Raw genomic sequence first — 2,086 nt, 5'->3', positions numbered from 1 at the left:
TGCACAGATTCTATACATCCTGCACACCGGCTCTGAGGGACAGCGAGGAGGGGGACCGTGGAGGAGAAGCAGTACACCACCATCAAGGTCCGTCTTGAACCCACACCGGCCCAGGCGGAGCTTTTCGACAAAACCTTTGGCTGCTGCCGGTACATCTGGAACCAGATGCTGGCGGACGAGCAGCGGTTTTACCTGGAGACGGGAAGCCATTTCATTCCCACCCCGGCCAAGTATAAGAAAGGCGCGCCCTTTTTGAAAGAGGTAGACAACCAGGCGCTGACCCAGGAGTACAACAAGCTCTCCCAGGCGTTCCGGCTATTTTTCAAGCATCCGGAGACCTTCCGCCACCCCAGATTCAAGCGGAAGAAGGACGACCGGGATTCTTTCACTGCCTGCAACCATGTGTTTGAGTCAGGGCCCACCATCTACACGACCCGGGACGGGATCCGCATGACCAAGGCGGGCATTGTAAAGGCAAAATTTTCCCGCCGTCCTCAGGCCTGGTGGAAGCTGCGGCGGGTCACGGTGAGTCGGAGCCGCACTGGAAAATACTACTGCTCCATTCTCTATGAGTACAGCGCAGAGCAGCCAGAGCGGATCATACCGACAGCGGAGACCACGGTGGGGCTGAAATGTTCCATACAGCACTTTTATGCAACAGACGGCGGTGTGTTGGCCGACCCGCCCCGCTGGTTGAAGGAGTCCCGGGAGAAGCTGGCCCAGCTCCAGCGAAAGCTCAGCCGAATGGAGCTGGACTCCAGAAACTACCAGGAGGCGGTACAGAAATACCGTCTGCTCCACGAGCACATTGCCAATCAGCGGCGCGACTTTCTCCACAAGGAGTCCCGGCGGATAGCCAACGACTGGGACGCCGTGTGTGTGCGGGACGACGCCCTGCGGGAGATGGCCGGAGGGGCGCTCACAGGGGGCGCGGGCAGTTTTGGGTACCGGATGTTCCGGGAGCTGCTGCGATACAAGCTGGAGCGCCAGGGGAAATCTCTGGTGGTGCTGGACCGCTATACTCCCACAACCCGCACCTGTTCCGCCTGCGGATATGCGGGGGAGGCGGTCTGGGGGAACACCTGGGTCTGCCCCCGGTGCGGAGCGGTACATGACCGGGAGATCAACGCCGCCCGAAACATCAAGGCCCAAGGGCTGGCGCAGTATTTTGGCAAAAGCGCATAAATTCCAGCGGTGCCGCCCGGGACAGCGGTGAATGCCCGTGATCGGGCCGGGGAAGCGTTGAGCGAAGCACAACAGAAATTTTGCGTTTCGCTCAGCGTTTTCCAGGCCGGAGAGCGGGAAACGAGAGGGTGTGTGCGCACACCTGAAGCCCTTCGGGGCGTCCAAAATATTATGACAATGAAATTGCGGGAGAAAGGAATATCGACCGCGGCACAGAAAAGGAGTTTTTAAAATGCTCTGTTTGACGCTGACCCAGGGGGAGTATTTGACCATCGGGGAAGACGTAGTGGTCCAGGTGGACCGAATGACGGGGGACCGGTGCAAGCTGGTGATTCAGGCTCCCCGGGAGGTCCCCATCTTGCGGGGCCAGGTGCGGGAGCGTGAGGGCGGCGAGCGGCCCGAGTGCGTGTTCGAGGCCCCGCGCTGGTCCAAGCGGGAAATCCCATGGGACCGGAGTAAGGCCCAGGCTCTGCACGCTATGCGGGCGCTGCTGAACAAGATGGACGGCAGAGACGACGGCGTGAAGGCCCTGCGGCGGCAGCTGAATCACATGTTTCCCGAGACAGAGCGGACAAATCGGGTTTCACCCGGCTGACGAGCTGGTTGAAATATAGTACCTGCGCCTGCACTCCGGCAGTCCGGCCGGATACCGGAAAAGGGCGCACCACCTCAACTGTTGTGGGCGAACAAAGGATGGTTCAAACACACTAAATTTTGCTAAGGAGGCAATATAATGAGAATCCAGCATAATATCATGGCGATGAATGCCTATCGCAACTACAACCTGAACAACAAGGCCCTGGCCGGCAACCTGGAGAAGCTGAGCTCTGGCTACAAGATCAACCGCGCCGGTGACGATGCTGCCGGTCTGGCTATCTCCGAGAAGATGCGCGCCCAGATT

Annotated in this window: 2 protein-coding genes and 1 pseudogene; all 3 read left to right on the top strand. The window is 59.3% G+C overall.

The genetic code is table 11. The annotated features are described in order from the left end of the window. The first annotated feature begins 57 nt into the window (after nucleotides 1-57). Nucleotides 58-1,185 (top strand): RNA-guided endonuclease TnpB family protein, encoded by a 1,128-nt coding sequence (locus tag D1646_RS15620; protein WP_160637364.1) that lies wholly within the window; start codon nucleotides 58-60, stop codon nucleotides 1,183-1,185. 232 nt (nucleotides 1,186-1,417) lie between these two features. After that, a complete protein-coding gene (locus D1646_RS15615) occupies nucleotides 1,418-1,780 on the top strand; it encodes a carbon storage regulator (protein WP_160637363.1) in 363 nt (120 codons plus the stop codon). Nucleotides 1,781-1,918: 138 nt separating this feature from the next. Further along, nucleotides 1,919-2,086 (top strand): annotated as a pseudogene (locus D1646_RS15610) (flagellin); the annotation flags it as partial.

The organism is Pseudoflavonifractor sp. 60 (genome assembly GCF_009911645.1).
Taxonomy (GTDB): domain Bacteria; phylum Bacillota; class Clostridia; order Oscillospirales; family Oscillospiraceae; genus Lawsonibacter.
The sequence above is the reverse complement of the archived record's forward strand: the minus strand, read 5'-3'. Positions and strand labels throughout refer to the sequence as shown.

Bases quoted from the DNA above. Each gene is read 5' to 3' on its own strand.
- D1646_RS15615 (WP_160637363.1), top strand. From the start codon at position 1,418: ATGCTCTGTTTGACGCTGACCCAGGGGGAGTATTTGACCATCGGGGAA.